The sequence below is a fragment of the Streptomyces sp. DI166 genome (assembly GCF_900091315.1).
GTDB lineage: Bacteria > Actinomycetota > Actinomycetes > Streptomycetales > Streptomycetaceae > Streptomyces > Streptomyces fuscus.
The window spans coordinates 16,904-39,662 of the sequence record NZ_FLSP01000020.1 but is presented as its reverse complement, the minus strand read 5'-3'; the positions used below and the strand labels follow the sequence as shown (position 1 = coordinate 39,662).

General features: G+C 71.6%; 19 protein-coding genes. 7 read left to right on the top strand and 12 right to left on the bottom strand.

The features are described 5' to 3' along the window. Window positions 1-135: 135 nt before the first annotated feature. Genes whiA through uvrC form a run of 4 tightly spaced genes read right to left on the bottom strand, consistent with a single transcriptional unit; the run spans window position 136 to window position 5,166 of the window. Window positions 136-1,125: a DNA-binding protein WhiA gene (gene whiA, locus GA0115233_RS12675; protein ID WP_093720297.1), complete on the bottom strand. Its 990-nt coding sequence runs from the start codon at window positions 1,123-1,125 to the stop codon at window positions 136-138. Beyond that, the gene (gene yvcK, locus GA0115233_RS12670; protein ID WP_093720296.1) at window positions 1,116-2,183 is read right to left on the bottom strand and encodes a gluconeogenesis factor YvcK family protein; all 1,068 of its coding nucleotides are present in this window, start codon (window positions 2,181-2,183) and stop codon (window positions 1,116-1,118) included. Before yvcK ends, whiA begins: the two co-directional genes overlap by 10 nt. Beyond that, window positions 2,180-3,133 (bottom strand): RNase adapter RapZ, encoded by a 954-nt coding sequence (gene rapZ / locus GA0115233_RS12665; protein WP_093720295.1) that lies wholly within the window; start codon window positions 3,131-3,133, stop codon window positions 2,180-2,182. The genes yvcK and rapZ overlap by 4 nt, the downstream gene beginning before the upstream one ends. Next, a complete protein-coding gene (gene uvrC, locus GA0115233_RS12660; protein ID WP_093720294.1) occupies window positions 3,130-5,166 on the bottom strand; it encodes an excinuclease ABC subunit UvrC in 2,037 nt (678 codons plus the stop codon). The genes rapZ and uvrC overlap by 4 nt, the downstream gene beginning before the upstream one ends. Window positions 5,167-5,496: 330 nt before the next feature. Here uvrC and GA0115233_RS12655 point away from each other — a divergent pair, with 330 nt between their 5' ends. After that, entirely contained in the window at window positions 5,497-6,489 is a 993-nt protein-coding gene (locus GA0115233_RS12655; RefSeq protein ID WP_093720293.1) for a hypothetical protein, read from the top strand. Between the two features lie 60 nt (window positions 6,490-6,549). On the opposite strand, the gene GA0115233_RS12650 is transcribed toward GA0115233_RS12655, so the two are convergent. Further along, window positions 6,550-6,978, bottom strand: a complete 429-nt coding sequence (locus tag GA0115233_RS12650; protein WP_093720292.1) for a Rieske (2Fe-2S) protein — start codon at window positions 6,976-6,978, stop codon at window positions 6,550-6,552. A gap of 211 nt (window positions 6,979-7,189) precedes the next feature. On the opposite strand from GA0115233_RS12650, the gene GA0115233_RS12645 reads away from it, so the two are divergent. Beyond that, entirely contained in the window at window positions 7,190-8,224 is a 1,035-nt protein-coding gene (locus tag GA0115233_RS12645; RefSeq protein ID WP_093720291.1) for a LacI family DNA-binding transcriptional regulator, read from the top strand. Further along, window positions 8,221-9,126 carry a carbohydrate kinase family protein gene (locus GA0115233_RS12640; protein WP_093720290.1) on the top strand — a complete coding sequence of 302 codons (906 nt, stop codon included), beginning with the start codon at window positions 8,221-8,223 and terminating at the stop codon, window positions 9,124-9,126. Before GA0115233_RS12645 ends, GA0115233_RS12640 begins: the two co-directional genes overlap by 4 nt. Window positions 9,127-9,201: 75 nt before the next feature. Here the strand turns inward: GA0115233_RS12640 and uvrA are convergent, their stop codons facing one another. Further along, window positions 9,202-12,267 (bottom strand): excinuclease ABC subunit UvrA, encoded by a 3,066-nt coding sequence (gene uvrA, locus GA0115233_RS12635; protein WP_093720350.1) that lies wholly within the window; start codon window positions 12,265-12,267, stop codon window positions 9,202-9,204. A 223-nt stretch (window positions 12,268-12,490) separates the two neighbouring features. Here uvrA and GA0115233_RS12630 point away from each other — a divergent pair, with 223 nt between their 5' ends. Both GA0115233_RS12630 and GA0115233_RS12625 read left to right on the top strand, forming a co-directional pair. Continuing rightward, entirely contained in the window at window positions 12,491-13,180 is a 690-nt protein-coding gene (locus GA0115233_RS12630; protein WP_093720289.1) for a maleylpyruvate isomerase family mycothiol-dependent enzyme, read from the top strand. A gap of 9 nt (window positions 13,181-13,189) precedes the next feature. Next, complete coding sequence (locus GA0115233_RS12625) at window positions 13,190-13,846, top strand: MBL fold metallo-hydrolase (protein WP_093720288.1); 657 nt, start codon at window positions 13,190-13,192, stop codon at window positions 13,844-13,846. Between the two features lie 296 nt (window positions 13,847-14,142). Here the strand turns inward: GA0115233_RS12625 and aroQ are convergent, their stop codons facing one another. Further along, entirely contained in the window at window positions 14,143-14,616 is a 474-nt protein-coding gene (gene aroQ, locus GA0115233_RS12620) for a type II 3-dehydroquinate dehydratase (protein ID WP_093720287.1), read from the bottom strand. 107 nt (window positions 14,617-14,723) lie between these two features. On the opposite strand from aroQ, the gene GA0115233_RS12615 reads away from it, so the two are divergent. Both GA0115233_RS12615 and GA0115233_RS12610 read left to right on the top strand, forming a co-directional pair. Further along, a complete protein-coding gene (locus GA0115233_RS12615; RefSeq protein ID WP_093720286.1) occupies window positions 14,724-15,770 on the top strand; it encodes a S66 family peptidase in 1,047 nt (348 codons plus the stop codon). A gap of 86 nt (window positions 15,771-15,856) precedes the next feature. Beyond that, window positions 15,857-17,128 carry an MFS transporter gene (locus GA0115233_RS12610; protein ID WP_093720349.1) on the top strand — a complete coding sequence of 424 codons (1,272 nt, stop codon included), beginning with the start codon at window positions 15,857-15,859 and terminating at the stop codon, window positions 17,126-17,128. On the opposite strand, the gene GA0115233_RS12605 is transcribed toward GA0115233_RS12610, so the two are convergent. The 5 genes from GA0115233_RS12605 to GA0115233_RS12585 all read right to left on the bottom strand — a co-directional run bounded on the left by GA0115233_RS12605 (window position 17,118) and on the right by GA0115233_RS12585 (window position 22,702). Further along, on the bottom strand, window positions 17,118-18,218 hold the full coding sequence (locus GA0115233_RS12605; protein WP_093720285.1) for a calcium:proton antiporter: 1,101 nt from the start codon (window positions 18,216-18,218) through the stop codon (window positions 17,118-17,120). The genes GA0115233_RS12610 and GA0115233_RS12605 overlap by 11 nt on opposite strands. Before the next feature lie 73 nt (window positions 18,219-18,291). After that, entirely contained in the window at window positions 18,292-18,591 is a 300-nt protein-coding gene (locus GA0115233_RS12600) for a hypothetical protein (protein WP_093720284.1), read from the bottom strand. 129 nt (window positions 18,592-18,720) lie between these two features. After that, window positions 18,721-19,722 carry a TerC family protein gene (locus GA0115233_RS12595; protein ID WP_093720283.1) on the bottom strand — a complete coding sequence of 334 codons (1,002 nt, stop codon included), beginning with the start codon at window positions 19,720-19,722 and terminating at the stop codon, window positions 18,721-18,723. Between the two features lie 259 nt (window positions 19,723-19,981). After that, the gene (locus tag GA0115233_RS12590) at window positions 19,982-21,982 is read right to left on the bottom strand and encodes a TerD family protein (RefSeq protein WP_093720282.1); all 2,001 of its coding nucleotides are present in this window, start codon (window positions 21,980-21,982) and stop codon (window positions 19,982-19,984) included. Between the two features lie 141 nt (window positions 21,983-22,123). Continuing rightward, window positions 22,124-22,702 carry a TerD family protein gene (locus tag GA0115233_RS12585; protein WP_093720281.1) on the bottom strand — a complete coding sequence of 193 codons (579 nt, stop codon included), beginning with the start codon at window positions 22,700-22,702 and terminating at the stop codon, window positions 22,124-22,126. Window positions 22,703-22,759: the final 57 nt, after the last annotated feature.

Below are 22,759 nucleotides of genomic sequence, written 5' to 3'. Positions count from 1 at the left end.
GCGTGGGTTCGCCACGTCAGCGAACAGTTGCCAGGCTCATGTCACACCAAGATCGAGTCAAGGGCGCCTCACAGCCACGAAAACGCCGGTGAACGTCCCCCAAGTGGGCGTGTTCACCGGCGTTCTGAACGGGCGTCAGCCGACGAGGTTGTCGGCCATCTCCTCGGTGAGGCTGGACTCCGTGCCCGGGATGCCGAGGTCCTGGGCGCGCTTGTCGGCCATGGCGAGCAGCCGGCGGATACGGCCGGCGACGGCGTCCTTGGTCAGCGGCGGGTCGGCGAGCGCGCCCAGCTCCTCCAGGGAGGCCTGCTTGTGCTCCATGCGCAGCCGGCCGGCCGCGGCGAGGTGCTCGGGGACGTCGTCGCCGAGGATCTCCAGGGCCCGCTGGACACGGGCACCGGCGGCCACAGCGGCGCGTGCCGAGCGGCGCAGGTTGGCGTCGTCGAAGTTGGCGAGCCGGTTCGCCGTGGCCCGTACCTCGCGGCGCATCCGGCGCTCCTCCCAGGCCAGCACCGACTCATGGGCGCCGAGCCGGGTGAGCAGCGCGCCGATGGCGTCGCCGTCGCGGACGACCACGCGGTCCACGCCGCGCACCTCGCGGGCCTTGGCGGCGATGGACAGGCGGCGGGCGGCGCCGACCAGGGCGAGCGCGGCCTCGGGGCCGGGGCAGGTGACCTCCAGGGAGGAGGAGCGGCCGGGCTCGGTGAGCGAGCCGTGCGCCAGGAAGGCGCCGCGCCAGGCGGCCTCGGCGTCGCAGGTGGCGCCGGAGACGACCTGCGGGGGCAGACCGCGGATCGGGCGGCCCCGGCCGTCGACCAGGCCGGTCTGCCGGGCCAGCTGGTCACCGCCCGCGACGACCCGGACGACGTAGCGCGAGCCGCGGCGCAGCCCGCCCGGCGCCATCACGATCAGTTCGGAGGCATGGCCGAAGATCTCCAGGATGTCCCGCTTGAGCCGCCGGGCGGCCATCGCGGTGTCCAGCTCCGCCTCGATCACGATGCGCCCGCTGACCAGGTGGAGGCCGCCGGCGAACCGCAGAATGGCGGAGACCTCCGCCTTTCTGCAGCAGGTCCGGGTGACGGGGAGCCGGGAGATCTCGTCCTTCACCGCTGCCGTCATCGCCATGGGCCGATCCTTCCATGCATCCGAAAAATACGGTCGTACGCGGCGGCGAGCAGCTCCGGGTCGTGCCGCGGGGTTCCGTCCCTCCGGGCGACCGGAGCCAGCTCGACCGCGGCCCCGAACCGCTTGGCGGCCTCGGTGAGGACCTCGCGGTCGGGCACGGCGGCCTCGTCGGCCAGCACCACGTCCAGGGCGAGTTTAGGGGCGTGTCGTCCCAAAACCTCCAAATGACGCTGCGGGGAGAAACCTTCGGTTTCTCCGGGCTGCGGGGCGAGGTTCAGCGAGAGTACCCGGCGCGCCTTGGTCTCGGTCAGCGCGTCCAGCAGCTGGGGCACCAGCAGGTGCGGGATGACGGAGGAGAACCAGGAGCCGGGGCCCAGCACGACCCAGTCGGCGTCCAGGACGGCCTCGACGGCCTCGGGGACGGCGGGCGGGTCGTTCGGGACCAGGTGCACGGACTGGACCTCACCCGGGGTAAGGGCGACGGTGGCCTGGCCGCGTACGGTCTCGACGTCCTCGGGCCGCTCCGGGTCGTGGCCCTTGACCAGCGCCTGGAGCTCCAGGGGCACGGCGGACATGGGCAGCACGCGCCCGTGCGCGCCGAGCAGCTTGCCGACCAGGTCCAGGGCCTGGACGTGGTCGCCGAGCTGCTCCCACAGGGCGACGATCAGCAGGTTGCCGAGCGCGTGGTCATGCAGGTCGCCGTGGGAGGTGAAGCGGTGCTGGATCACGCGTGACCAGGTCTGGCCCCAGTCGTCGTCGCCGCACAGCGCGGCCAGCGCCTTGCGCAGGTCGCCGGGCGGCAGTACGCCCAGCTCGGCGCGCAGGCGCCCGCTGGAGCCGCCGTCGTCGGCCACGGTGACGACGGCGGTGAGGTCGCCGGTGATCCGGCGCAGCGCGGCAAGCGAGGCGGACAGCCCCCTGCCGCCGCCGAGGGCGACGACCTTGGGCTGGGTGCCCCGGCGGCGCGGCCGGCCGCCGCGGGCCTCCACGGGGCGGCCGATCCGCCCCACCGGCACGACCCGGCCCACCCGGATCAGCCGCGGTGTACGTCCTGTCATTCGCGTCCCATGTCCCGGTGGACCACCACCGTCTCCACACCCTGCGCGGCGAGCCGTGCGGCGAGCTTCTCCGAGGTGGCCACCGACCGGTGCTTGCCGCCCGTGCAGCCGACCGCGATGGTCACATAGCGCTTCCCCTCACGACGGTAGCCTGCGGCAATCAGCTGCAGAAGCTCGGTGTACCGGTCAAGGAACTCCTTGGCGCCGGGCTGGTTGAAGACGTACGCCGACACCTCCTCGTTCAGGCCGGTGTAGGGGCGCAGCTCCGGGACCCAGTGCGGGTTGGGCAGGAAGCGCATGTCGACGACGAGGTCGGCGTCCACGGGCAGGCCGTACTTGAAGCCGAAGGACATCACGGTGGCCCGCAGCTCGGGCTCCTCCTCGCCCGCGAACTGGGCGTCCATCTTGGCGCGCAGCTCGTGCACGTTGAGGCTGGAGGTGTCGATCACCAGGTCGGCGTCGCCGCGCAGCTCGCGCAGCAGCTCGCGCTCGGCGGCGATGCCGTCGACGATGCGGCCGTCGCCCTGGAGGGGGTGCGGGCGGCGCACCGACTCGAAGCGGCGCACCAGGGCCTCGTCGGAGGACTCCAGGAACACGATGCGCCGGGTGACGCCCCGGGTGTCGAGGTCGGCGAGCGACTCGCGGAGGTTGTCGAAGAAGCGGCGGCCGCGGACGTCGACGACGACGGCGATGCGGGCGACGTTGCCCTGGGAGCGGGCGCCGAGCTCCACCATGGTGGGGATCAGCGCGGGCGGCAGGTTGTCGACCACGAACCAGCCGAGGTCCTCCAGACACTTCGCGGCCGTGGAGCGACCCGCTCCGGACATGCCGGAGATGATCACCAGCTCGGGGATGGCGGCCTCGGGGACCACGACGTTCTCGCCGGTACTCACCTGTGCTCCGTTTTCCTTCGGTCGCTCTGGTCGCTCTTGCTTGTCCTGCTCGGTCATGTCTCCTGCCCCCGTCGTTCGTCCGGGGTGCCCTCGGTCGGGTCGGGCGCCCCGTCTTCCGTGTCTTCCATGATCTCTCCAGTCGCCGTGTTCACGGCGGGTGCGGCCGGGGCCGCCTGGGCGAGGGCCGCGGCGATGGTCTCGGCCGTTTTGCGACCTATGCCCGGAACCTCGCAGATCTGGTCGATTGTCGCCGACCGGAGCTTCTTCACGGAACCGAAGTGCTTGATCAGCGCCTGTTTGCGGGTCTCGCCGAGGCCCGGTACGTCGTCCAGCGGGCCGGACCGGAAGCGCTTGGCGCGCTTGGCGCGCTGGTAGGTGATGGCGAAGCGGTGAGCCTCGTCACGTACCCGCTGGAGCAGGTACAGGCCCTCGCTGGTGCGGGGCAGGACGACCGGGTCGTCCTCGCCGGGCAGCCAGACCTCCTCCAGCCGCTTGGCCAGGCCGCACACGGCGATGTCGTCGATGCCCAGCTCGTCCAGGGCCCGCTTGGCGGCGGCGACCTGGGGCTGTCCGCCGTCGACGACCACGAGCTGCGGCGGGTAGGCGAACTTCTTGGGGCGGCCCTCGTCGTCCTTCAGGCCGTTCTCGCCCGGCACGGCGGACTCCTCGTCCACCCACTCGCCGGTCTTCTCCTTCTCGGCGATGTAGCGCTTGAAGCGGCGGGAGATCACCTCGTGCATGGACCGCACGTCGTCCTGTCCGGCGAAGCCGCGGATCTGGAAGCGGCGGTACTCGCCCTTGCGCTGGAGGCCGTCCTCGAAGACGACCATGGAGGCCACCACGTCGTCGCCCTGGAGGTGGGAGATGTCGTAGCACTCGATGCGCAGGGGGGCGCTGTCCAGGCCGAGGGCGTCGGCGATCTCCTCCAGCGCGCGCGAGCGCGTGGTGAGGTCCGAGGCGCGCTTGGTCTTGTGCAGCGCGAGGGCCTGCTGGGCGTTGCGCGCGACGGTCTCCATCAGCGCCTTCTTGTCGCCGCGCTGCGGGATGCGCAGGGAGACGCCCGAGCCCCGGCGCTCGGTGAGCCACTGCTGGACCGGCTCCACCGGGTCGGGCAGGGCCGGGACGAGGACCTCCTTGGGGACGGCGTCCCCGCTCTCCTCGCCGTAGAGCTGCTGGAGGGCGTGCTCCACGAGGGCGCCGGTGGTGATCTCCTCGACCTTGTCCGTGACCCAGCCGCGCTGGCCGCGCACGCGTCCGCCGCGGACGTGGAAGATCTGCACCGCCGCCTCCAGCTCGTCCTCGGCGACGGCGATCAGGTCGGCGTCGGTCGCGTCGGCGAGCACGACCGCGTTCTTCTCCATGGCCTTCTTCAGGGCCTCGATGTCGTCGCGGAGCCGGGCAGCCCGCTCGTACTCCAGCTCGTCGGCCGCCCGCATCATCTGCTTCTCCAGGCGGCGCAGATACGTGCCGGTGCGGCCGGCCATGAAGTCGCAGAACTCCTCGGCGAGTTCGCGGTGCTCCTCGGGCTCGACACGGCCCACGCACGGCGCGGAGCACTTGCCGATGTAGCCGAGCAGGCAGGGGCGGTCAGTGCGGGTGGCGTTCTTGAAGACCCCGGCCGAGCAGGTGCGTACCGGGAAGACGCGCAGCAGCAGGTCGACGGTGTCGCGGATGGCCCACGCGTGCGCGTACGGACCGAAGTAGCGCACGCCCTTCTTCTTGTGACCACGCATCACCTGGACGCGCGGGAACTCCTCGTTCATCGTCACCGCGAGGTACGGGTAGCTCTTGTCGTCGCGGTACTTGACGTTGAAGCGGGGGTCGTACTCCTTGATCCAGGAGTACTCCAGCTGGAGCGCCTCGACCTCCGTGGACACCACCGTCCACTCCACGGACGCGGCCGTGGTGACCATGCTCCGGGTGCGCGGGTGGAGTCCGGCCAGGTCCTGGAAGTAGTTGGCCAGGCGCTGGCGCAGGCTCTTCGCCTTTCCGACGTAGATCACCCGGCGGTGCTCGTCGCGGAAGCGGTACACCCCGGGAGAGTCCGGGATCTGTCCCGGCCGGGGGCGGTAGCTGGAGGGGTCGGCCATGCTTCACACCCTACTGGCGAGGGGTGACAGCACGTCGGGGCTGTGGACGACGGCCCGGGCGGACGCCGGGGTGGCGGGGCGGCGGCGGGAGGGCGTGCGGTGCGTACAACAGCGGCGGCGGGCGGGCATGGGGTGCGTAGAGCAGCGGCGCCCGGCGGGCGTGTGGTGCGTACAACATGTGCATGACCGGCCAATCGAACACGGTGGTTGGGCTTCAGGTGTTGTCGGGGCTTGGTCAACACGCTTCAATGCGGGGGAACTCGGGCCCGCCCCTCGCCCGCACGCTCGGTCCGACCAGCCGTCGTGAACGCTTCACAGAAAGGCCCCCGCATGCCGCAGGCCCCCCAGCACGCGGACGCCGCCGCCGTCGCCACCGCGGAGCCGGTCGCGGACAGGGACGCGAAGCCGGACCAGGAACTGAACGCGGTACTGAACGGCGGCCCCTTCCACGTCGCCCTGCGCGCCGCCATCGCCGCACGCGGGCTGCCCCTCCAGCGCGTCCAGCACCATCTCTCGCGCCACGGGGTCAAGGTCGGCGTCACCAGTCTGAGTTACTGGCAGCAGGGCGCCCGCAGACCCCAGCGCCCCGAGTCGCTGCGCGCGGTGCGCGCGCTGGAGGAGATACTCCAGCTGCCCGAGGAGTCCCTGATCCGCCTGCTCGCCGACGGCGAGGACGCGGCGGGGGAACGCCCGCCCGCCGCCCGCTCCTACCGGTCCCTCGTCGAGGCCGACGGCGTCCTGGCCTCACTGCTGGCCGACCTGGAGGCCCCGGTCGACGGCGGTCTGCACACCCTCGGACTGCACGAGCGGATACGGATCGGCGCCCGGCGCGAGCTGGCGGGCCGTGAGGCCCAGCACATCGTGCGCGCCCACCGCGACGGCGTCGACCGCTTCATGGCCGTCTACCACGGCGACCCGGGCTGTACGCCCGACCTGATGCGGGTCCAGGCGCTGGAGAACTGCCGCACCGGCCGGGTCCGGGCGCACCACGACACCGGGGTCCTCGTCGCCGAGCTGCTCTTCGGCACCCGCCTGCGCTCCGGCGACACCTTCCTCTTCCGGTACGGCGTCGAGGACGGCACGGCCGGGGTGTCCCACGAGTACGCGCGCGGGTTCCGCCAGGCGGGCGGCCAGTACGCGCTCCAGGTCCGCTTCGACGGGCGCCAACTGCCGCTGCGCTGCCACCGGTTCGTCCAGCACTCGGCGGCGGCCCCGCGCAGCGGCCGGCAGGAACTCCCGCTCAGCCCGCTGCACCACTCCGCCCACCTCGTCGAGCCGCGGCTGCGGACCGGGATCGTGGGGATCGGGTGGGACTGGGATTGAGCGGACGGGACGGCTGAGCGGACGGGACCGATGATCGGGCGGGACGGCTGATCGGGCGGATCAGGCGTCGGTCGCCGGGCTCACCACGATCCGGCCGTCCTTGGCCTCCACCGGCAGTTCCTTGAGCGGCACGCTCGCGGGCTCGCGCAGCACCTCGCCGTTCGTGGCGTCGAACTCGCTGCCGTGGCAGGAGCAGACGAGCTTCGTCCCGTCCAGCGTGTTGATGGGGCACCGCGCGTGCGTGCAGATCGTGCTGTACGCCTTCAGGGCGCCCTTGTCGTCCCGGCTGACGACCACGTTGTGGTCCTTGTAGAGCTTCGCCCCGCCCTTGGCGACCTCGCCCTCCGCGCCCAGGTCGACCGGCGCGGTCGGCTCGGCGTCCACCGTCTCCCCGCCCGGTGAGCACGCGGCCAGGCCCAGCCCGGCGACGGGGGCGAGGGCCGCTCCGCGCAGGACGGTACGGCGAGACGGGGTCGAGTGGCCGGTCATGCGGGTCTCCACAGGTCAAAGGGCGGGCAACGCGACGATACCGGGCGGTGATCCCCGGGCCGGGGCGGGGTCGGGTGGGGAGCGGGTACGGCACCGGGGGGCGGGGCCGAGGACGCGTAAACGCTTGCGTAAGCGTTTACGTCTGCCTCCGGATGCGATACCTTCCCGGCCAGAGGCAGCGCGAGGACAGTCCGTGAAGGGGAGGCACGCCATGGCGACCATGGCCGACGTGGCCCGGGACGCGGGCGTTTCCGTGGCGACCGTCTCGCACGTCCTCAACGGCACCCGCCCGGTCCTTCCGCACACCCGCCAGGCCGTCCTGGACGCGATCGAACGGCTCGGCTACACCCCGAACTCCCTCGCCCGCTCACTGGTGACCGCGCGCACCCGCTCCATCGGCCTCGCGGTGTCGGCGATCAGCAATCCCTACTTCACCGAGATCCTCCAGGGCGTGGAGGCCGCCGCCCTGGAGCACGGGTACGGCCTGCTCATCGCGGACCCGCACGACGACCCCGAGCACGAGCGCAAGGCGGTCCAGCTGCTGCACGAGCGGCGCGTGGACGGCATGATCGTCGCGCCCTCCGCCGAGCCCCAGGCCCTCCTGGCCCACCTGCGCCGCCACTCGGTGCCGACCGTGTTCCTCGACCGGCTGGTCGAGGACGCGGGGCCGCTCTTCGACCAGGTGTGCGCCGAGAGCGCCGAACCGACGACCCGGCTGGTCACCCATCTCGCCGAGCTGGGTCACCGGCGGATCGGCCTGGTCGCGGGCCGCGCCGGGCTCAGCACCACCCGCGAGCGGATCACCGGCTACCGGCACGGCCTCGCGCACGCCGGGCTCGCCCACGACGAGCGGCTGGTCGTGCACGGCGACTCGGAGTCCGCCGGTGCCGAACGCGCCACCGACGGCCTGCTCTCCCTCGCCGCGCCGCCCACGGCCCTGGTGACCGCCAACAACGCGATGACCATCGGCGCCCTGCGCAGCCTGCGCGCGCACGGGCTTTCCGTGCCCGACGACATCGCCCTGTGCTGCTTCGACGACTTCGCCTGGGCGGATCTGTTCACGCCCCGGCTCACCGCGATCGCCCAGCCCAGCAGGGAGATCGGCGCCCGCGCCGTACAGGTGCTCCTGGACCGGCTCGCCGAGCCGGACCGGCCCGCCCGGACCGTGCGGCTGGACTGCGCCTTCGTCCACCGCACCTCGTGCGGCTGCCCCGAGCAGCCCCCCGCGAAAGGAACCGTCCCGTGATCGTCGTCGCCGGTGAGGCCCTGATCGACCTCGTGCCGCAGGGCACGGGCGCCCTGGCGAGCCTGCGCCCGGCGCTCGGCGGCGGCCCCTACAACACGGCCGTCGCCCTCGGCCGCCTCGGCTCCCCCACCGCCTTCTGCTCCCGGACGTCCCTCGACGCCTTCGGCGAGGCCCTGCTGGACGGGCTGCGGCAGGCCGGGGTGGACGTCTCGCACGTGCAGCGCGGGCCGGAGCCGACCACGCTGGCGGTCGCCACCATCGACGAGGGCGGTTCCGCCGCGTACTCCTTCTACGTCGAGGGCACCGCCGACCGTCTGTTCACCGCTCCGGACGCGCTGCCCGAGGGCACCCGCGCGGTGTCCTTCGGGACCTGTTCGCTGGTCCTGGAACCGGGCGCCTCCGCCTACGAGCGACTGCTGCGGAAGGCGGCGGCGCAGGGCGTCTTCACGGCCCTCGACCCGAACATCCGGCCGGGGCTGATCCCCGACCCGGACGCCTACCGGGCCCGGTTCCGCGGCTGGCTGCCGTCGGTGTCCCTGCTGAAGCTGTCCGCGGAGGACGCCGACTGGCTCGGCGGCACCCCGCGCGCGTGGCTGGCCGAGGGCCCCGCGGCCGTGGTGATCACCCACGGGGGCGACGGGCTCACCGTCCTCACCCGTGACGGCTCCGAGTACTCCGTACCGGGCGAGAAGGTCGAGGTCGTGGACACCATCGGGGCCGGGGACACCGTGAACGCGGCCCTGCTGCACGGGCTGGCCGTACGGGACGCGCTCTCCCCCGAGGCGCTGGCCGGGCTCGGCGCGGAGGACTGGGCCGGGCTGCTGCGGTTCGCGGCGCGCGCGGCGGCGATCACCTGCTCCCGCGCGGGGGCGGAACCCCCGTACGCGGCCGAACTGGCCTGACCTTCGGGCCGAACGGCGAAGCGCCCCTGCGGGAGGTCTCCGCAGGGGCGCTTCGGCGTGCTCGGCCGGACGGGGTCAGGACTTGCGGGTCCTGGTCGCCGTCTTCTTCGCCGGGGCCTTCTTGGCGGCTCCGGCGGCCTTCTTGGTGGCGGTGCTGTTGGCGGCCTTGGTGGTGCGCGCCGTGGCCGTCTTCTTGGCGATCGACTTGGCGGCGACGGTCTTCTTCGCCGCGGCCGTCTTCTTCGCCGCCGTCTTGGCGGCCGCCCCGCGCGGGGCCTTCACCGAGGTCGCGTCGCTGATCCGGTCGCCGAGGATCTCCCGCAGGAACTTGCCGGTGTGGCTGGCCGGGACCGCGGCGACCTCCTCGGGGGTGCCCTCGGCGACGACCAGGCCGCCGCCCGCGCCGCCCTCGGGGCCCATGTCGACGATCCAGTCGGCGGTCTTGATCACATCGAGGTTGTGCTCGATGACGATGACCGTGTTGCCCTTGTCGACCAGGCCGGAGAGGACCTTCAGCAGCTTGCTGATGTCCTCGAAGTGCAGACCGGTGGTCGGCTCGTCCAGGACGTAGACCGTGCGGCCGGTGGAGCGCTTCTGCAACTCGCTGGCGAGCTTCACGCGCTGGGCCTCACCACCGGACAGGGTCGTCGCGGACTGGCCGAGCCGGACATAGCCGAGACCGACGTCGTTGAGCGTCTTCAGATGGCGGTTGATCGCCGGGACCGCCTCGAAGAAGTGCATCGCCTCCTCGATCGGCATGTTCAGGACCTCGGCGATGGACTTGCCCTTGTAGTGGACCTCCAGGGTCTCCCGGTTGTACCGGGCGCCGTGGCAGACCTCGCACGGGACGTAGACGTCCGGGAGGAAGTTCATCTCGATCTTGATGGTGCCGTCGCCCGCGCAGTTCTCGCAGCGGCCGCCCTTGACGTTGAAGGAGAAGCGGCCCGGCATGTAGCCGCGCACCTTCGCCTCGGTGGTCTCGGCGAACAGCTTGCGGATGTGGTCGAAGACGCCGGTGTAGGTCGCCGGGTTGGAGCGCGGAGTGCGTCCGATGGGCGACTGGTCGACGTGCACGACCTTGTCGACGAGGTCGTCGCCGTCCACGCGCGTGTGCCGTCCCGGCACGTTCCGGGCGCCGTTGAGCTCGCGGGCCAGGTGCGTGTACAGGATGTCGTTGACCAGCGTCGACTTGCCGGAGCCGGAGACGCCGGTGACGGCGGTGAACACGCCGAGCGGGAAGGAGACGTCGATGTCCCGCAGGTTGTTCTCGCGGGCGCCGTGCACCGTGAGCTGCCGGGACGGGTCGTGCGGGCGGCGGATGTCCGGTACCGGGATCGCCTTCTTGCCCGACAGGTACTGGCCGGTCTGCGACTCGGCGTTGGACAGCAGTTCCTTCAGGGAGCCGCTGTGCACGACCTTGCCGCCGTGCTCGCCCGCGCCGGGGCCGATGTCGACGACCCAGTCGGCGACCTTGATGGTGTCCTCGTCGTGCTCGACGACGATCAGGGTGTTGCCCATGTCGCGCAGCCGGACGAGGGTCTCGATCAGCCGGTGGTTGTCGCGCTGGTGCAGGCCGATGGACGGCTCGTCGAGGACGTAGAGCACGCCGACGAGACCGGAGCCGATCTGGGTGGCCAGCCGGATGCGCTGCGCCTCGCCGCCGGACAGGGTGCCGGCCGCGCGGTTCAGCGAGAGGTAGTCCAGGCCGACGTCGACCAGGAAGCGCAGCCGCTCGTTGACCTCCTTGAGCACCCGTTCGGCGATCTTCTTGTCGCGGGCGTTGAGCTTCAGCTCGCCCAGGAATTCCGCGCAGTCGCTGATGGACATCGCGGAGACCTCGGCGATCGACTTCTCCATGATGGTGACCGCGAGGACGATCGGCTTCAGACGCGTGCCCTCACAGGTGGGGCAGGGCACCTCGCGCATATAGCCCTCGAAGCGCTCCCGGCTGGCGTCGGACTCGGCCTCGCCGTGCCGCCGCTTGACGAAGGGCACCGCGCCCTCGAACGGCGTGGTGTACACCCGCTCGCGGCCGTACCGGTTGCGGTAGCGGACCTCGATCTGCGTCTTGTGGCCGTACAGCAGGGCCTTCTTGGCGCGCTGCGGCAGCCCGGCGAAGGGGATGTCGGTGCGGAAGCCCAGCGCGTCCGCGAGGGCGTTGATGAGGCGGCCGAAGTAGTCCTTGGTGTGGCCGTGCGACCAGGGGTGGATGGCGCCCTCGTCGAGGCTCTTGTCCTCGTCCGGCACGATCAGCTCGGGGTCGACCTCCATGCGCGTGCCGATGCCGGTGCACTCGGGGCAGGCGCCGAAGGGCGAGTTGAAGGAGAAGGAGCGCGGCTCCAGCTCTTCGAAGGAGAGGTCGTCGTACGGGCAGTACAGGTGCTCCGAGTACATGCGCTCGCGCTCGGGGTCGTCCTCGGGGAGGTCGACGAAGTCCAGCACGACCATGCCGCCGGACAGGCCGAGGGCGGTCTCCACGGAGTCGGTGAGGCGGCGCTTGGCGGAGTCCTTCACGGTGAGGCGGTCGACGACCACCTCGATGGTGTGCTTCTCCTGCTTCTTCAGCGTGGGCGGGTTGGAGAGCTGGACGGTCTCGCCGTCCACTCGCGCGCGGGAGTAGCCCTTGGTCTGCAGGTCGGCGAAGAGGTCGACGAACTCGCCCTTGCGCTCGCGGACCAGCGGGGACAGCACCTGGAAGCGGCTGCCCTCCGGCAGCTCCAGCACCTTGTCCACGATGGCCTGCGGCGACTGCCGGGAGATGGGGCGGCCGCACTCGGGACAGTGCGGCTTGCCGATGCGCGCGAAGAGCAGGCGCAGGTAGTCGTAGACCTCGGTGATGGTGCCGACCGTCGAGCGCGGGTTGCGCGAGGTCGACTTCTGGTCGATGGAGACCGCGGGCGACAGACCCTCGATGAAGTCGACGTCCGGCTTGTCCATCTGCCCGAGGAACTGCCGGGCGTAGGAGGACAGCGACTCGACGTAGCGCCGCTGGCCCTCGGCGAAGATGGTGTCGAAGGCCAGCGAGGACTTGCCCGACCCCGACAGGCCCGTGAAGACGATGAGCGAGTCGCGCGGCAGGTCGAGCGAGACATTCTTGAGGTTGTGCTCGCGCGCGCCACGGACGATGAGACGGTCGGCCACGCCGGTCCGCACCTTTCTTTGGGAGAAGTGACAGGGGCGAGGCCCCCGTCGTTCTCAGACTAGGGGGAGCCACTGACAACGCCGGTCGGATTCCGAGAGGCGTAACAATCCCCAGCCCTCCAGAATGCCCGACGCCACGTCCGACCATATAGCACGTGCATTCGATTTACGGCACTCCTTCGCCACCTTCACCCGAAGGAGTGGCGGGACTAGGGTCAGCATCATGATTGATCACGCTCATGACCTGGCGTCTGTACAGGAAGCGACCGAACGGCTGCTCACCGCTGCCGCGAAACTGGACGACTCCGCGGTCGCCGAGCCGTCCCGGCTGCCCGGCTGGACCCGCGGCCATGTCCTCGCCCACCTCGCCCGCAACGCGGACGCCCTCGTGAACGTGTTCGAAGGGCGCCCCATGTACGTCAGCGGCGAGGCCCGGGACGCCGACATCGAGCGGGACGCGCCGCGCCCCCTCGCCGTCCAGCTCGCGGACGTGCGCGAGAGCGCGGCCCGGTTCGCGCGGGCCGCGCAGGCGCCCGCGGACTGGTCGAGGACCGTGGAGCTGCGGGGCGGCGTCACCGACAGCGCCGCCCGGGTGCCGTTCCGGCGGTGGGTCGAGGTGGAGCTGCACCACGTGGACCTCGGTATCGGCTACGAGCTGGAGGATCTGTCCGAGGAGTTCACCCAGCGCGAGATCAACTTCCTCGCGGAGCGGTTCCGGGACCACCCCGACGTACCCGCCGTGACGATCACCCAGGACGACGGCCGGCAGCTCTTCACCGGGCGGCGCGGCGAGGGGGACCCGATCGCGGTCAGTGGGCGCCGGGCGGATCTGCTCGGCTGGCTCTGCGGCCGCCGGGACGGCGCGGCGCTGACCGCCGCCGGCGGGCCGCTCCCGGCGCTCCCCCCGCTATAGGCTCAGGACATGACGTACAGCGGAGAGGTGACGGTCGGCGGCCCGGCGGACGTGCACGAGCTCAAGGACCTGATGATCACCAAGATCGCGGTCGGCCCGATGGACAACAACTGCTATCTGCTGCGCTGCCGGGCCACGGACGAGCAGCTGCTGATCGACGCGGCGAACGACGCGCGGGTGCTGCTCGGCATGATCGGTGACGACGGCATCAGGTCCGTCGTCACCACCCACCGGCACGGCGACCACTGGCAGGCGCTCGCGGAGGTCGTCGAGGCCACCGGCGCGCGCACCTACGCGGGGCGCGAGGACGCCGAGGGCATCCCCGTGCCCACCGACGTCCTGGTCGACGACGGCGATGTGATCCGCGTGGGGCGCGTGGAGCTGACCGCGCGCCACCTGGTCGGGCACACGCCGGGCTCGATCGCCCTGGTCTACGACGACCCGCACGGGCATCCCCATGTGTTCACCGGGGACTGCCTCTTCCCCGGCGGGGTGGGCAACACCTTCAAGGACCCGAAGGCGTTCGCGAGCCTGATCCACGACGTCGAGACGAAGATCTTCGACGCGCTCCCGGACGAGACCTGGGTGTACCCGGGGCACGGCAAGGACACGACGCTGGGCGCGGAGCGCCCGCGTCTGCCGGAGTGGCACGCGCGCGGGTGGTGAGCCGCGGGCTGCGCGCGGGTTGTGCACTTCGGGGCGCGCGCCGGTAGTGAACTTCGGAGTGCACGCGGGGCGCGTGACGATTCACGCGCGCCGGTGGCTCGGCACAGTGCGCGCGCGGGGCGTACGACACGTTCCGCGCGCCCCGTGTGAATCATTCACACGTACCCGCGCACCGCGCGCGCTCCCGGCGCGTGCCGTGGCGTAGTCAACTGAAAGCATTCCGCAGCAGGATGACGGCTCCTGCGCGGTACGGGCCGCCGGTCACATCCCCGCCCTCGACCGGCGGCCCAGGGCTGTCAGGCCTCGGCCCGCCCCGCCCCCACCAGGGCAGCCACCCGCTCCACTCCGAACACATAGCCCTGCACCCCGCAGCCGGCGATGACCCCGTCGGCGCGTAGCGAGACGTAGGAGTGGTGCCGGAAGGACTCCCGGCGATGGATGTTGGAAATGTGGACCTCCACCACTGGCAGGCCGTCGCAGGTGTTGAGCGCGTCCAGGATCGCGACGGACGTGTGCGAGTAGGCGCCCGGGTTGATCACGATGCCGCAGTGGCCGGTACGCGCCTCGTGGATCCAGTCGACCAGTTGCCCCTCGTGGTTGGACTGGCGCAGGTCCACCGTCCCGCCGTGCGCGGCCGCCGCCTTCGCGCACATCGCCTCGACGTCGGCGAGCGTCTCGGAGCCGTAGATCTCGGGCTGCCGCTGCCCGAGCAGGTTCAGATTGGGGCCGTTGAGGATCATGATCGGGGCGTTGGCCAGGGTGCGGGGCACGGTTCCTCCGGTCCGTCAGACGTGGGCGGCCCCGTTCGAAGGGCCGCTGCTGGGACCCGGTTTATCACGGTGCGAGCGGACGGTGACGGCCCGTACGCTGCGACGGCATGACGACGATCTCGTATCCGCCCAAGCCTTCCCCCGGCGACCGCATAGCCGTCATCTCGGCCGGAGCCGGTCTGCCCGGACTCTTCCCGCTCCCCTACGAACTAGGGCTGGAGCGGCTGCGCAAGGAGTACGACCTCGAACCCGTCGAGTACCCGACGACCCGCACCATGGGCGCCACGCCCCAGGCACGGGCCGCCGACGTCAACGCCGCCTTCGCCGACCCGGACGTCAAGGCGGTGATCGCGTCCATCGGCGGCGACGACCAGATCACCGTACTGCCGTACCTGGACCGGGAGTTGATCCGCGCCAACCCCAAGCCGTTCATCGGGATGAGCGACAACACCAACCTGCTCGCCTATCTGTGGAACACCGGCATCGTCAGCTACCACGGCGCTACCGTCATGTGTGAACTGGGCCGCCCCGGCGCCATGAACCCGCTGACGGCGCACTCGCTGCGCGCGGCTTTGTTCACCTCGGGCCCCTACGAACTCACGCCCGCCGAGAGCTGGAACGACATCAGCCGCGACTGGGCCGACCCCGCCGCCTTCCAGTCGGAACCGCCGATGCGTCCGGCCGCCGACTGGTCCTGGGTGAACGCCGAGCGCGTGGTGGAGGGCCGCAGCTGGGGCGGCTGTCTGGAGATCCTGGGCTGGCTGCTGATGGCCGACCGCGAGATCTCCCACGACCTGAGCGTCTACGACGGCGGCGTGTTGTTCCTGGAGACCTCCGAGGAGATGCCGAGCGGCGCGGAGGTCTTCCGCACCCTGCGCAACATGGGCGAGCGCGGACTGCTCCAGCGCTTCTCCGCGCTGCTGATGGGCCGCGCGAGGACCTGGTCCTTCGACCGCCCCAACAGCCCCGAGGAGGCGGCGCGTTACGCCGAGGAGCAGCGCGAGGCGGTACTGCGCGCCATGCGCATCTACGCGCCCGACACCACCATCGTGTTCGACGTGGACTTCGGCCACACCGACCCGCAACTCGTGATCCCCTACGGCGGTCTGGTCCGCGTCGACGGCCCGGCCCGGCGCATCACCGTCACGTACTGAGCATCCGGGCCGCGCCCCCGTAACCCTCGGTCACCGCGGGTGGTTGACGCGGCATGCACGACGTACGCACCGCAAAGGCGCCTTCCATGCTCCGGCTCGCGGCTGCCTCGCTCGCCGGGACGGCCATCGAGTTCTACGACTTCTTCGTCTACGGGACCGCGGCGGCGCTGGTCCTGGGGCCGCTGTTCTTCCCCACGTTCTCGCCGGTCGCGGGGACCCTCGCCGCGTTCGGGACGTTCGGGGTCGGGTTCGTGGCCCGGCCGCTCGGCTCCGTGCTGTTCGGGCACATCGGCGACCGGCACGGGCGGCGGCCGGTGCTCGTCGCCTCGCTGCTGCTGACAGGGGCCTCCACGGTGGCGGTCGGCTGTGTGCCGACGTACGACACGATCGGCGTGGCGGCCCCGGTGCTGCTGCTCGTGCTGCGGTTCCTGCAGGGGCTCGGGCTCGGCGGGGAGTGGGGCGGGGCGGTGCTGCTCACGGCGGAGCACGCGCCCGCCGGGCGGCGCGGGCTGTGGTCGAGCTTTCCGCAGATCGGCCCGGCGGTCGGCTTCCTGCTGGCGAACGGGGTGACGCTGCTGCTGGCGGCCACGCTGTCGGAGGCGCAGTTCGCCGAGTGGGGCTGGCGGGTCCCGTTCTGGGCGGCGGGCGTGCTCGCGGTGGCCGGACTGTGGCTGCGGTCCTCGCTCGCCGAGAGCCCGCAGTTCCTGCAGATCGACGAGCCCGCGCGCGTGCCGCTCGCCGAAGTGGTGCGCGACCACTGGCGGCTGGTCCTGCTGACGGCCGGGGCCCTGGCCATCGGGTACGCGATCTTCTACGCGGTGACCACCTGGTCCCTCGCCTACGCGACCGAACGGCTCGGGGTGAGCCGTACGGTCATGCTGGTCTGCATCATGGCGGCGGTCCTGGTGAAGGGGGCGCTGACGCCGGTGTTCGCGCTGCTCGGGGACCGGTACGGGCGGCGGCCGCTGTGCCTGGCGGGGTGCGCGGCAGCGGCGGTCTGGATGCTTCCGCTGGTGGCGCTGCTGGCGACCGGGGAGCCGGTGCTGATGTTCGTCGGGTTCCTGGGGGCGATGCTGGCGTTCATCACGATGTTCGCGGTGATCGCCGCCTATCTGCCGGAGCTGTACGAGCCCCGGGTGCGCTGCACCGGGGCGGCTGTCGGCTACAACCTCGGCGGGGTGCTGGGCGGGGCGCTCACGCCGATCGCGGCGACCGCGCTCACCGAGCAGGGCGGTCGGGTGCCGTGGGGCGTGGGGGCGTATCTGACCGGGATCGCGCTGCTCAGCCTGTGCTGCTTCGCGCTGCTGCCGGAGACCCGCCCGGCGTCGGTCCCCGCGCGGGAGCCGGTCATGGATTGATCGCCAGCTCCAGGTAGGCGGCGAAGATCACCAGGTGCACCCCTCCCTGGAGGGGTGTGGCCCGCCCCGGCACCACCGTCAGGGAGGCCACCACGACGGTCAGCACGAGCAGCAGCATGTGGGTGGGGCCGAGACCCAGGATCAGTGGTCCGGAGAGCCAGATCGTGGCCAGGGCGACCGCGGGGATGGTCAGTCCGATGCTGGCCATCGCGGAGCCGAGGGCGAGGTTGAGGCTGGTCTGCACCCGGTCGCGGCGGGCGGCGCGCAGTGCGGCGATTGTCTCGGGCAGCAGGACCAGCAGGGCGATGATGACGCCGACGACGGCGTGTTTGAGGCCGGCCGACTCCACGACCGACTCGATGGTGGGCGACACCGCCTTGGCCAGGCCGACCACCCCGATCAGCGCCAGGCCCAGCAGGCCCAGGCTGATCAGCGCGGTGCGCGCGGAGGGCGCCTCGGCGTGGCTGTCGGCGGTGATGACCTCACCGTGCTTGGTGAGGGGCAGGAAGTAGTCGCGGTGCCGGACGGTCTGGGTCGCGACGAACAGGCCGTACAGGATCAGCGAGGAGAGCGCGGCGAAGGTCAGCTGGACGCTGGAGAACTCCGGGCCGGGTTTGCTGGTGGTGAAGGTCGGCAGGACCAGGCTGAGGGTGGCGAGGGTGGCCACGGTGGCGAGGGCGGCGCCGGTGCCCTCGGGGTTGAAGACCGCGGTGCCGTGGCGCAGGGAGCCGACCAGGAGGCACAGGCCGACGATGCCGTTGCAGGTGATCATCACGGCCGCGAACACGGTGTCGCGGGCCAGGGTCGCGCCCTTGGCGCCGCCGTCCACCATCAGGGTGACGATCAGGGCGACCTCGATGACCGTCACGGCGACCGCCAGGACCAGGGAGCCGAAGGGCTCCCCGACCCGGTGGGCGACGACCTCCGCGTGGTGGACGGCGGCCAGGACGGCCCCGGCGAGCACCACCGTCACCACGCCGACGACCACGCCGGGCAGGTCCCGGCCCCAGGTGAACACCAGCAGGACGACCGCGAGCACCGGCACGACGGACGTCCACGGAAGGGTGAGCGCCCTGACCCGAGTGATCATGCAGTGATCGTCGCAAAGGGGAACGGGCCCCGCACGTCGGCCGTACGGGGCCCGTCACCCGGGTGCCGGACCGTCACAGGTCGCTGGATTCCACCAGATCGCAGTTGACGTAGCGGGGCTCACGCGTGCACAGCGCGCCCATCTGCTCGGCCATCTTGCTCGTGTCGGGGTCCGCGCTGTTGCGCATGGCCTCCTCGTAGGAGTCGAACTCGATGAGGGCGAGGTAACGCCCCGGCGTGTCACGGTCCTTGAGGAGGATGCGGTGGGTGGGACCGCCTTCCTTGGCCGCCATGCCCTGCCGCGCCTCCTCGACCAGCTGCTCCATTTCGTCGAGCCGCTCGGTCTCGAAGTCGATGATCTGCACGAACTTCACGGAAAACCTCCGCCGGCCACTGCGCCCCCGGGCCGGGGAACGCGCTCAGAACAAAGCAATCACCGGGAGCGGTGCGCGGCAATCGCCAGGCACCCCTCCCGGTGACGGTTCTTTCTACGTCCGACGTGGTCAGGCGCCGATGCTGTCCTTCGGAGCGCCCTCGCTCTCCGTGCGCGCCGCTTCCGCCTCCGCCTGCTTCCGCGAGGCCCGGAGGCTGGTGATCGTGGTGACGACCAGGACCGAGCAGATCACGCCGAGGGAGACCGGGATGCTGATCTCCGGGACGTGCACCCCGGACTCGTGCAGGGCGTGCAGCACCAGCTTCACGCCGATGAAGCCGAGGATGATCGACAGGCCGTAGCTGAGGTGGACCAGCTTCCTGAGCAGGCCGCCGATGAGGAAGTACAGCTGCCGCAGGCCCATCAGGGCGAAGGCGTTGGCCGTGAAGACGATGTACGGGTCCTGGGTCAGGCCGAAGATCGCGGGGATGGAGTCCAGGGCGAACAGGACGTCCGTGGTGCCGATCGCGAGCATCACGACGAGCATCGGGGTCATGACCCGCTTGCCGTTCTGCTGGATCCACAGCTTGGTGCCGTGGTAGCGGTCGGCGACGCCGAAGCGGCGCTCGGCGGCCTTGAGGAGCTTGTTCTCCTCGAACTCCTCTTCCTCGTCGCCGGACCGGGCCTCCTGGATGAGCTTCCAGGCGGTCCAGATCAGGAAGGCGCCGAAGAGGTAGAACACCCAGGCGAAGCTGGCGAGGATCGCGGCTCCGGCGGCGATGAAGATCGCGCGCAGCACCAGGGCTATGAGCACACCGACGAGCAGCACGCGCTGCTGGTACTGCGAGGGCACGGCGAACTTCGCCATGATCAGCACGAAGACGAAGAGGTTGTCGACGCTCAGCGACTTCTCGGTGATGAAGCCGGCGAAGAACTCACCGGCGGGCTGTCCGCCCCCGAAGACCAGCAGGCCGAGGCCGAAGAGCCCGGCCAGGGCGATCCAGACCACGGTCCAGATGCCGGCTTCCTTGATGGACACGTCGTGCGGTTTGCGGCCGATGAAGAAGTCGACCGCGATCAGGGCGGCGAGGCCCACGATCGTGAGGACCCACAGGGTCACGGAAACATCCACTGCGCCTCCGGCAGTACGTCACGGCAATGAGTCAGCGTTGTCGTCGCTGCCGGAGGTCTCTTCCACCCAAGGTCGGGCCGGCGCCCCGGGATCCGACCGGATCCGTATTGACGGGTACGCCGCAGCAGTCAGGGAGTACTCCCCTCCGTACGGACGAGAGTACCCCCACCACCAAGGAAAGGTAAAGAGCTAAGTAAAATAAAGACCAAAATCCCAGGTCAGGACCGCTTTACGATTGCTTTGTAAAGGCCGTGTGAGGTCACCGGTTCCATGCGCGGCGCGCCTCGGCGACCTGGGTCAGCACCTGCTGGAGCACCTGGCTGCCGGGCGGCACGAGCGGGGGCTCGTAGGTCCAGGCGTGCCCCACCCAGGGGTCGGCGAGGTGGTCCTCGGGCACCGGCGTGAGGCGCAGCAGCGAACGCCACAGCGGGTCCAGCAGCGGGCCGTAGGCGGAGGCCTCCTCGCGGTCGGCGACCATCATCAGATGGACCCCGACGGACGGGCCCTCGTCGGCGAGGTAGCGCAGCTGGTTCACGGCCCGGTCGTCGAAGCCGTGCGGGAAGTCGTTGACGATCAGCAGCTGCTCGGAGGTGTCGAAGCCGGGCGGCAGCGACTCCGGGGCGCCGCCGCGCACCGCCATCTGCACCAGGTCCACGCGCTGGGTCAGCCGGCCGAGCACATCGGTCACCCCCGCCGCGCCGGCCGCAGGCGGCCCCGCCAGCACTCCGGTCTGCACCAGCGGCGCGAGCGCCTGGGCGCCGGAACCGGCCGGGTCGATGACATGGACAGTGAAGTCCCCGGCCGGGTACACGGCGAGCAGCCGGGCCGCGTGTGCCACGGCCGCGTCCAGGGCGAGCCGGCGCAGTTCGTGCGAGTCGTGGAAGGCGCCGTCCAGCGAAGGGGACTGGCCGCTGTCGATCCACAGGCCCCGCTCCAGCGGCAGCCGGACCAGCATCGGGATGCTCAGCTCCTCGGCCTCGGGCAGCCGCAGATCGCCCAGACGCAGCGCCATGGGCGTCTCCATCGGCACCCGGTAGGCGTGCCAGACCGGGTTGTCCCAGCGGGCGTACGCCGGGGGCAGGGCGGGCTCGACGACGTCCGACTCCGCCTTGAGCTGGGCGACGTCCCGGTCGAGACCGGCCCGGGCCTGGTCCACGAGCTGGGCCCGCTTGGCCTGGGCCGCCTCACGGGCCGCGTCCCCCTGGCCGCCGATCCGGCTGCGCGGGTCGGACAGGACGTGGTCCAGCTCCTTCTCCATGCGCGAGTCGGCGAAGTCGACGGCGCTGCGGTAGGCCGCCGCGGTCCGGGCCAGGTCCTCGAACATGCCCCAGACCTGGTTGTAGAGCCGCTCCTCCATGGACCAGCCGGTCGCGTCACCGGCGACGGGCTGCCCCGGCTGACCGGGCTGCGCCGGGGGCGCGGGCGGGGCGGGGGGCGGCGGGGCGGTCTGGCGGCGCGGGTGGCTGTAGTTGACGCCGCCGCCGGTGGCGGACGGGTCGCCCTGCGCCGGGGTCGTGTTCTGCGGCGGCTGTCCTCCGTACGGCGCGGCGGGCGGCGTGGGCGGTACGGGCCCCGGGGCGCCCTGGGTGCCGTAGGGCGAGGTGGGTGCGGTGCCGTTCTGGTCGGGGCCGACCGCGGGCGCGGTCTGCGGCCGGTGCCGGTCGCTGGTGTCGGCGGTGCGGCTGGGCGGGGCCGGGACGGAACGGGCCAGGCCCTGGGCCACCGCCTCGTTGATGCGGCCTGCCAGCGGTCCGGCCTCGGGCAGGTTCTGGTCGGCGAGGAGCTCGGCGAGGCCGCCCGCGTAGCCCTGGCCGATGGCGCGCACCTTCCAGGCGCCCTGGCGGCGGTAGAGCTCCAGGGCGATGACGGCGGACTCGGCGTCCAGGCCGGTGATGGTGTAGCTGGCCACCTCGGAGCCGTCCAGTCCGGTGACCGCGACGAAGGGGGCGGCGAGCGCGCCGAAGCGGACCGGTCCGCCCACGCCCGTGGGCAGGGCGAGCAGCACGCTGACCCGGTGCACGGCTTCCGGTACGGCGTCCAGGTCCACCGCGAGACGGTGGTCCGCCGCGGCCTGCCGGGAGACCTCCAGGCCCGGCAGGGTGGGCGAGCCCGGATGGGCCACCCACTCCGTGCCGTGGATCCGGCCGTCCTCGTCGCCGAGCGTGGCTCCCGCCACGATCGGCGCGCCGGCCGAGACCCGGATCTCCAGACGGACCTGGGTAAGCGGGTGGTTCTGCCCCCGCACCAGCTCGGCCGTCATCGCCTTCGTCCCCCTGTGTCGCTGTGTCCGGTGTCGTGCGGTGCGCGTACGCGCGCGCCACTGTGGTCTGTCACCCGGATCGGCCCGGTACCGCGGGGCGGCCGCGGCACCGGGCCGATCCGGACGGAATGCCCCTGGGCTTTACAGGTGCGGCAGGATCGCGGGCATCAGGTCCTGGAAGGTGCGGCCGTTGGCGGGCGTGCCGAGGGCCGTCATCGTCCAGTTGGTGCCGTTGCGGTGCACCTTGGCCATGATCTGGGCCGTGTAGGCGCCGCCGCCCGCGAGCGTGTAGCGGGCCAGCTCCTGGCCGTTGGTCTCGTCGACCAGGCGGCAGAAGGCGTTCTGCACCTCCTGGAAGGTCTGGCCCGTGAAGGAGTTCACGGTGAAGACGATCTGGTCGATGTGGACCGGGACCCGCTGCAGGTCGACGAGGATGGCCTCGTCGTCGCCGCCCTGGCCGACACCGCCGACCAGGTTGTCACCGGTGTGCCGGACCGAGCCGTCGTCACTCACCAGGTGACGGAAGAAGACCACGTCGACCGGCTGCTTGTCGGCGAACAGGACCGCGGAGGCGTCCAGGTCGATCTCCCGGGTGCGCGAGCCGAACAGGCCACGCCGCGGGGCCGCCTGCCAGCCGAGACCCATGCGCACCGCGGTCAGGCTGCCGCCGTCGCTCTTCTGCAGACTGATGGCCTGACCCTTGGTCATGTTGACGGTCACGCGCTGTTTCCCCTCTCGAACGTCCCCTGTTGGCCGCGGAGCCCGCGGATGACCTGA

What these genes read in the sequence shown, in the direction of transcription:
- uvrC (WP_093720294.1), bottom strand. Translation starts at nt 5,166, where the DNA reads ATGGCCGACCCCTCCAGCTACCGCCCCCGGCCGGGACAGATCCCGGAC.
- GA0115233_RS12610 (WP_093720349.1), top strand. Translation starts at nt 15,857, where the DNA reads ATGCTCCGGCTCGCGGCTGCCTCGCTCGCCGGGACGGCCATCGAGTTC.
- GA0115233_RS12625 (WP_093720288.1), top strand. Translation starts at nt 13,190, where the DNA reads ATGACGTACAGCGGAGAGGTGACGGTCGGCGGCCCGGCGGACGTGCAC.
- rapZ (WP_093720295.1), bottom strand. Translation starts at nt 3,133, where the DNA reads ATGACCGAGCAGGACAAGCAAGAGCGACCAGAGCGACCGAAGGAAAAC.
- GA0115233_RS12590 (WP_093720282.1), bottom strand. Translation starts at nt 21,982, where the DNA reads ATGACGGCCGAGCTGGTGCGGGGGCAGAACCACCCGCTTACCCAGGTC.
- GA0115233_RS12630 (WP_093720289.1), top strand. Translation starts at nt 12,491, where the DNA reads ATGATTGATCACGCTCATGACCTGGCGTCTGTACAGGAAGCGACCGAA.
- GA0115233_RS12655 (WP_093720293.1), top strand. Translation starts at nt 5,497, where the DNA reads ATGCCGCAGGCCCCCCAGCACGCGGACGCCGCCGCCGTCGCCACCGCG.
- GA0115233_RS12650 (WP_093720292.1), bottom strand. Translation starts at nt 6,978, where the DNA reads ATGACCGGCCACTCGACCCCGTCTCGCCGTACCGTCCTGCGCGGAGCG.
- whiA (WP_093720297.1), bottom strand. Translation starts at nt 1,125, where the DNA reads ATGGCGATGACGGCAGCGGTGAAGGACGAGATCTCCCGGCTCCCCGTC.
- GA0115233_RS12605 (WP_093720285.1), bottom strand. Translation starts at nt 18,218, where the DNA reads ATGATCACTCGGGTCAGGGCGCTCACCCTTCCGTGGACGTCCGTCGTG.
- GA0115233_RS12615 (WP_093720286.1), top strand. Translation starts at nt 14,724, where the DNA reads ATGACGACGATCTCGTATCCGCCCAAGCCTTCCCCCGGCGACCGCATA.
- GA0115233_RS12645 (WP_093720291.1), top strand. Translation starts at nt 7,190, where the DNA reads ATGGCGACCATGGCCGACGTGGCCCGGGACGCGGGCGTTTCCGTGGCG.
- yvcK (WP_093720296.1), bottom strand. Translation starts at nt 2,183, where the DNA reads ATGACAGGACGTACACCGCGGCTGATCCGGGTGGGCCGGGTCGTGCCG.